This window comes from Kitasatospora sp. NPDC059577, from assembly GCF_042735475.1.
In the GTDB taxonomy this organism is placed as follows: Bacteria; Actinomycetota; Actinomycetes; order Streptomycetales; family Streptomycetaceae; genus Kitasatospora.
This window is the reverse complement of record NZ_JBHWBZ010000001.1, coordinates 487313-493405: the sequence shown is the minus strand read 5'-3', so window position 1 is coordinate 493405 and position 6093 is coordinate 487313. Positions and strand designations below refer to the sequence as shown.

Here is a 6093-nt window from a genome sequence, read left to right as displayed (position 1 = left end):
TTTCACCGCCCCGGGGGGCGGGCGGGGGCCACCCCCGGGGCCGGCAACCGCGCGGTGGCGGGGGGTTAAAGGCGGCCCCGCGGCCGCCCCCATGGGGGGGGCCGGGCGCCGACGGCGCTTCCTGCGGATCGGTGACGGTGAGGACGACGTGCCGCGCGTCCTCGCTGTGGAGGGCGCTGCAGCGGTAGCCGGGCGGGAGGTACAGGGCCTCGCCGCTGAGGGTGGAGACCTCGGCGGCGGGGTCGCCCGGCGACCGGAGCGTCCAGCGGCTCGATCCGGCGGACTGGATCACCAGGACGTGGCCGCCGGGCGGGAGGGCGCCGGCGGCGTCCTCGACCTGCCAGCCCAGCAGCGCCGTCAGGCCCGCGGCGACGTACCCGGCCAGCGCCGCGTCGGGCGGCCCGCCGGCGCTGCGGGGGACGGCCGGGTCGTTCTCGGGCCAGAGCAGCCCGAAGGTGCGGGCGAAGTGGGTGTCCAGGAAGAGCGCCAGCTCCTGGAGGTAGGGATCCAGCCCGGGGCGCTCGCTCAGGCGTTCCCAGTCCACGTGTTGTCTCCTTCGGTGGTGCCATCCGCCACAGTGGTGTCGGAGTGTCAGCATGGTGCATCTGCGGCTCGGACGGCATCACGGTTTTCAGGTATCCAGGAGGCCCGCCCGGCTGGCGGCGACGCCCGCCTGGAAGCGGCTGTCGGCGCCGAGCCGCTCCAGGATCTCGGCGATGTGACGGCGCGCGGTGCGCAGCGACATTCCCAGGCGGCGGGCGATCGCCTCGTCCTTGAGCCCGTCGGCGAGCAGGCGCAGGATCGTGCGGTGGAGTTCCCGGGCGACGGCCTCCATCTCGCGTCCGGTGGACTCCTGGAAGGGGGTGGCCTGGCCCCAGGTGAGTTCGAACATCTCGTAGAGGTAGGCGACGGTCGACGGTTCGCGGATGACCACGGCTCCCAGCTCCGGGCCCGCGGCGGAGAGGAAGGCGGTCTCGCGGTCCATGATGATGATCCGCCCGGCCAGTTCGTGGGTGGTGCGGTACTCGGCGCCCAGGGCGGAGGCGGCGGCGACGTAGGCCTGGCTGGGGCCGTTGAAGCGGGCGGTGTGGTGGTAGATGGTGCGGATGCGCACGCCGCGCTCCAGCATCGCCCGGTCGCGCACCAGGGCCTCGGACATCGCCTCGGGGAGACGGGCGCCGCCGCCGGGCTGGCAGGAGACCACCTCGGTGGTGCACTGTTCGCCCAACCGGTTGAGCAGGAGCCGGACTTCCGCCAGGGTGGGGATCACCTCGATGCCCTCGCCGGACTCCCGGCTGTCCGGGAAGAGGGGGGAGAAGTCGTCGAACCGGCTGCGCATCCGGGCGATGTCGTCCTGTCGCCGGCGGATCTCCGCCTCGACGGGGGCGGCGCGGCGGAAGTAGGCCGAGTCGGGGGAGACCACCCGCAGGGTCTCCTGCCTGGCACCGGTGGGCGCCAGCAGTCCGGTGTCGAGCAGCCGCTCGATCGCCGCGGTCACCCCGGCGGGGGGAAGTCCCGTCGCCTGTGCGACGACCGCCGGATCGTGGGCGCCGGGGTAGCGGTTCTCCGCAAACCATGCGTAGACGGACAGGTCGGATTCATGCCCCTGACCTGCCCCGGTCCGACGCCCTGTCACATTTTGATCGCTTTTCTCCATATTTACCCCCACACCCCTTTGCTGCCAGGCAAGTTGATGAACGGTTCCAAGCATGTCGGCGATCTTCGATGCCCGCCAGAGTGAAGCCATGGCCCCTTGGACCAAGGGGGCGGATACCACATAGACCCACGGGAGATCCCCATGAAGCGGTTCATCACCACCACCGTGGCGCTGCTCGGCGCCGCAGCCCTCTGGCTGGCCCCGACCGTCTCCGCCACCGCGGCGGCGGCCCACGACGGCCCCACCGCGTCCTCCGTCCTCACCTGCCCGACCAACGCCCTCTGTGACGACACCTCCTGGGGAGGCTGACCCTTTGTTCACCACACGGGAGAGGGAGATCCTCGACCACCTCGCGCAGGGCCGCACCTCCCGGGCCACCGCCCGGCTGCTGCACCTGAGCCACCACACCGTCGAGACCCACATCCGCAACATGCGGGGCAAGAGCGGGGCCAGCAGCCGTACCCAGCTGCTCGCCATCGCCCTCGGGTTCGACACCGTCGGGCCCGCCGGGCCCGGCAGGGGCTGATCAAGTCCGAATCCGAGCAGCACTCCCCGACGGGGGTCGGACATGTCCGGCCGGCCGCAGGCGCGCCCCTGGCGACGCCCGGACCGGCGGGAACCGGGCGTGCTGGGCGGGCCACTCCGGAGAAGGGGGATGTCACAAACCGATGGAAATACCGATTCTGATATGTGCGGGCCAGTCGCTGATGCGCAGCGGACTCTCCTCGGCCCTCGTGGCCGAGCCGGACATCCGAGTGGTCGGTGAGACCGCGGACGGGAGCACCGCCCGCGCGCTGGCCCGGGAGCTGAACCCCGCCGTCGTCGTGGCCGACTTCGAACTCGCGGACATGACGGGCATCGACCTCGTCCGCGAACTCCCGGGGCCGAGCCGGGAGGCCCCCCGTACGCTGCTGATGGCCCCGGCCGAGGACGACGCCGTGCTGGAGTCCATCCTGGCGGGCGCCACCGGGATCGTCACCCGGAACACCCTGGTCGAGGACTTCCCCCAGGCGATAAGAGCCACGGCCACCGGCCACTCCTTCCTGTCCCCCGACATCGCGGCCCTGCTGCTGGGCTGGGTCCGCGACAAACAGCCCGCGCTGCTCCCGGCGCTGAGCCTCAACCTGCTCACCTTCCGCGAGCGCGAGATCCTGGCACTCCTGGCGAACGGGATGTCCAACGCCGAGATCTCCAAGCGGCTCTGCATCGTGCAGTCGACGGTCAAGTTCCACATCTCCCAGCTGCTCAGGAAACTCGGACTCAGGGACCGCCTGCAGGCCGCCGTGTTCGCCCACCAGAACGGTGTCATCTGATGTTGCGCCAGAACCAGGACAGCGCTGCCCGCTGGCTGCCGTGGACCACGGGGACGACCGGACTGCCCCGCGTCTACTGCCTGCCCTTCGCCGGCGGGTCCTCGCACTTCTTCCGCTCGTGGACGGAGCCGGCCCGGGACCTCGACGTCGAGGTCGTCCCGGTCGAACTGCCGGGCCACGGGACCCGCTTGCGCGATCCCCTGCTGACCGGCATGGCCGCCATGGTCGACGCGCTGTGCGAGGAGGTCCTGCGGCGGGAGAGCGGGCCCTTCGCGATCCTCGGGCACAGCATGGGCGCGAAGATCGCGTACGCGGTGACCGAGGAGCTGGAGCGCCGGCCCGGGGCCACACCGCCGGTCCGGCTCTTCGTGTCCGGGTCGTTCCCGGCCTCGGCCGTCGAGCCGAAGCCGCTGCACGACCTGCCGGACGCCGAGCTGACGGCCGAGCTGACCGCGATGGGCGGCACGCCTCCGGAGATCCTCGCCAACACCGAGCTGATGGAGTTCATGCTGCCGGTGATCCGGGCCGACCTGACCCTGCTCGAACAGTGGCACGCGCCGGCCGGGAGCCGGGTCTCCTGCCCCATCACGGCGTTCGCGGGCCGGGACGACCGGGTCGTCCCGGCGGAGCTGACCGCGGGCTGGGCCGACCACACGACGGCGCCCTTCGCCCTCCGGGTCCACCCCGGGGACCACTTCTTCCTCCGCGAGGAGAGGGACGGGATGCTCGGCCGGATCGCGGCCGAGCTCCACGGGCACCCGGTCGACCTGCCTGCCCCGGACGGAACGTGACGCTCCGTCGCCGTCCGCCCCGCATGACGGTCCGTCGCGCGGGGCGGATATGACGATCCGTCACTCCCCCTCGACGCCGACCTCGATCAGTCCGGTCGCCTCGGCCAGCGCCCGTCCGACCTCCTGCGGCGACGCGCCCACGGCGATGACGTGGCCCAGCCGGTCGTAGGCGCTCCGCGGCGGCCGGACCTCGCGGCCCGGCGCCCCGCTCACCAGGACCCGCTCCACGCCGGGCACCCGCTCGGCCTGTCCGACCCCGGTCACGCCGGTCAGCCGGCCCGGCCGCGGCGCGGTCAGGAACCGCAGGCCGGCCCGGCGGTCGTGCGCGACCGAGAGGTCGAGCGGCAGGCCGGCGGCGGCGCGGATCTGCTGCTCCAGCAGGTCGATCCCGGTGGCCGGGCGGATCAGTTCCGGGATCATGCCGCCGGCCAGCCGTCCGTTGATCTCGATGACGGCCGGGCCGTCGGCGGTCAGCCGGAGCTCGACGTGCGCCGGGCCGCGCTCGAAGCCGACGGCCTTCAGCGCCTGCCGGGCCGTGTCGGCGATCCGTTCGGCCAGCGCGTCGTCGATGTCGGCGGGGAAGAGGTGACCGGTCTCGACGAAGTGCGGCAGCGGGCTGACGGTGCGCTGGGTGACGCCGACGCACCGGGCCTCGCCGTCCACGCCGAACATCTCCGCGCTGAACTCGGGCCCGTCCACGTACTGCTCGACCAGCACCGCGCCCGGGGTCCGCTGGCCGCGCACGTTGTGGGTGACGGCGAGCAGGTCGAGGGCGTGCGCGGTGGCCGTCCCGGCGTCCTCGCACCACAGCACGGACTGCGAACCGGACTCCCCGACCGGCTTGACCACGCAGGGCAGGCCCACCGCGGCGACGGCGGCCGCGACCGCGTCCCGGTCCGGGTCCGTGACGACCGCGAACCGGGGCTGGGTCACCCCGGCCTCGTGCAGCGCGGTCCGGGTCAACGCCTTGTTGCGGCAACGGGTCATCGCCTCCACCGGGTTGCCGGGCGTGCCCAGCGCCGCGGCCGCCCGCGCGACGTGCTCCAGGTAGAACTCGCTGGTCGTCGTGACGCCCGCCACCCGGCGGCCGGCGCTCACCTCGGCCACGGCCGCGGTCAGCGCGGCCTCGTCGTCGGTGTCGCACACCACGACCCGGCAGCCGGTGCCGGGCAGTTCCGGGTAGCGCGCCGCGTCCTTGGTGAACAGCACCGGCTCCAGGGCGAGGCGCACGGCGGTCCGCAGCGCGATCATGCCGGTGCCGGTGGTGTTGGACTCGACGAACAGCAGCAGCTTCCGGTCCCGGCGGGGTATCCGGGCGAACGACCAGCTGGAGACGGTGGCGCCGTACTCGACCTCCTCCGGGGCGGCGGCGAGGGTGCCGGCTTCGGCCGCGCCCGCCTCGGCGTCGGCGGCGTCGGCGTAGACGGTGTCCACGTAGCGGTCGCCGCGGTCCGGCATGATCCCGACCAGCCGGGTGCCGGGCTCGGCCCGGGCCGCGAGGTGGGTGAGGATCCGGTAGACCGAGCCGGAGGTGTTCCCGCCGAAGATCTTCTGCTCCCGGGCGAGCCGGCGGGTGGCGTCGAAGGCCTCGTCGTCGGACAGCCAGTGCACCTCGTCGAAGAGGCGGTAGTCGATGTTCTCCGGGATGAGGCTGTTGCCGAGCCCGCTCTGCTTGCGGGTCGGCCGGTCCGGCTGGCCGAAGAGCACGCTGCCCACGCAGTCCACGCCCACCACCGAGACGTCCGGCAGGCGTTCCAGCAGCGCCCTCGACGTCCCGCAGAGCGAGCCTCCGCTGCCCACCGCCCCGACCACGACGTCCACCGACCCCAGGTCGGCGACCAGCTCGGCGGCCAGGCCCCGGTACGCGGCGGGGTTCTGCGGGTTGCTGTACTGCTGCGGCCAGAACGCGCCGGGCAGACCGGCCATCAGCTCGGCCAGCCGCTCCAGCCGGGCGCTCTGCCACCCCTGCCCGGTCATCGCCGCCACCACGTGGACCTCACAGCCCAGGGTGCGCAGCTTGGCCAGGGTGACGGGATCGATCCGCGGGTCGGTGACGATGTGCACCGGGTGGCCGAGGTAGGTGCCGACCAGGGCGACCCCGAGCGCCATCGTGCCCGAGGAGCTCTCCACGATCGGCGCGCCCTCGGCCAGCGCGCCGGTGCGCCGGGCGTCGAGGATCACCTGCCGGGCCACCCGGTCCTTCATCGCGAAGAGGTTCTGCATCTCCAGCTTGGCGAAGACCTCGACGCCTTCGGGGGCGTCGACCCTCAGCCGCACCGCCGGGGTGTGGCCGATGCCGTCGATGACCGATTCCTGCCGCATGTGAGTACGT

General features: G+C 73.0%; 6 protein-coding genes and 1 pseudogene. 4 read left to right on the top strand and 3 right to left on the bottom strand.

Annotation, left to right across the window (positions count from 1 at the left end; genetic code table 11):
- Positions 1-544, bottom strand: a pseudogene (locus ACFV0O_RS02290) (hypothetical protein); the annotation flags it as partial.
- Positions 545-631: 87 nt separating this feature from the next.
- Positions 632-1498 carry a LuxR C-terminal-related transcriptional regulator gene (locus ACFV0O_RS02285; protein ID WP_380335142.1) on the bottom strand — a complete coding sequence of 289 codons (867 nt, stop codon included), beginning with the start codon at positions 1496-1498 and terminating at the stop codon, positions 632-634.
- A 300-nt stretch (positions 1499-1798) separates the two neighbouring features.
- Here ACFV0O_RS02285 and ACFV0O_RS02280 point away from each other — a divergent pair, with 300 nt between their 5' ends.
- The 4 genes from ACFV0O_RS02280 to ACFV0O_RS02265 all read left to right on the top strand — a co-directional run bounded on the left by ACFV0O_RS02280 (position 1799) and on the right by ACFV0O_RS02265 (position 3761).
- Complete coding sequence (locus ACFV0O_RS02280; RefSeq protein ID WP_360261133.1) at positions 1799-1966, top strand: hypothetical protein; 168 nt, start codon at positions 1799-1801, stop codon at positions 1964-1966.
- 4 nt (positions 1967-1970) lie between these two features.
- Positions 1971-2183, top strand: coding sequence for a helix-turn-helix transcriptional regulator (locus tag ACFV0O_RS02275; protein WP_360261137.1), 213 nt, complete (start codon positions 1971-1973; stop codon positions 2181-2183).
- Positions 2184-2325: 142 nt separating this feature from the next.
- Complete coding sequence (locus ACFV0O_RS02270; RefSeq protein ID WP_360261140.1) at positions 2326-2970, top strand: response regulator transcription factor; 645 nt, start codon at positions 2326-2328, stop codon at positions 2968-2970.
- Positions 2970-3761, top strand: a complete 792-nt coding sequence (locus ACFV0O_RS02265; protein WP_380335138.1) for a thioesterase II family protein — start codon at positions 2970-2972, stop codon at positions 3759-3761. The genes ACFV0O_RS02270 and ACFV0O_RS02265 overlap by 1 nt, the downstream gene beginning before the upstream one ends.
- 60 nt (positions 3762-3821) lie before the next feature.
- Here the strand turns inward: ACFV0O_RS02265 and ACFV0O_RS02260 are convergent, their stop codons facing one another.
- Positions 3822-6083: a pyridoxal-phosphate dependent enzyme gene (locus ACFV0O_RS02260; protein ID WP_380335135.1), complete on the bottom strand. Its 2262-nt coding sequence runs from the start codon at positions 6081-6083 to the stop codon at positions 3822-3824.
- Positions 6084-6093 lie beyond the last annotated feature (10 nt).

What these genes read in the sequence shown, in the direction of transcription:
- ACFV0O_RS02280 (WP_360261133.1), top strand. Translation starts at nt 1,799, where the DNA reads ATGAAGCGGTTCATCACCACCACCGTGGCGCTGCTCGGCGCCGCAGCC.
- ACFV0O_RS02270 (WP_360261140.1), top strand. Translation starts at nt 2,326, where the DNA reads ATGGAAATACCGATTCTGATATGTGCGGGCCAGTCGCTGATGCGCAGC.
- ACFV0O_RS02265 (WP_380335138.1), top strand. Translation starts at nt 2,970, where the DNA reads ATGTTGCGCCAGAACCAGGACAGCGCTGCCCGCTGGCTGCCGTGGACC.
- ACFV0O_RS02260 (WP_380335135.1), bottom strand. Translation starts at nt 6,083, where the DNA reads ATGCGGCAGGAATCGGTCATCGACGGCATCGGCCACACCCCGGCGGTG.